Genomic DNA, 365 nt, shown 5'->3' with positions numbered 1-365 from the left:
GTGCGCGGCCTTATGATTGACGCGGGTTTTTGGGTGCCGCGCCGGCTGCGCCCGCCCAAGGTCCACCAGCCAAGGAATCGGCGCGCCTGTTTGGGCGAACTGATCCAGATCGATGGCAGCGACCACGCCTGGTTCGAAGACCGCTCGTCGCCTTGCACGTTGCTGGTCTACGTCGACGACGCCACCAGCCAACTGATGGCGTTGCGCTTCGTGCCAACCGAATCGGCCTTTGCATATTTCGAGGCGACACGGGCTTACCTTGAGTGCCACGGCAAGCCGGTCGCGTTCTACAGCGACAAGGCGGGCATCTTCCGGGTCAATCAGCCGAATGCCACCGGGGGTGACGGCTACACGCAGTTTGGGCG

General features: G+C 63.6%; 1 pseudogene. It reads left to right on the top strand.

Going from position 1 to position 365, the window contains the following annotated elements:
- Window positions 1-365: pseudogene (locus tag ACYP5B_RS12375) on the top strand (ISNCY family transposase); the annotation flags it as partial.

This window comes from Cupriavidus sp. 8B, assembly GCF_054589115.1.
This window is presented reverse-complemented; position numbering and strand designations above follow the sequence as displayed.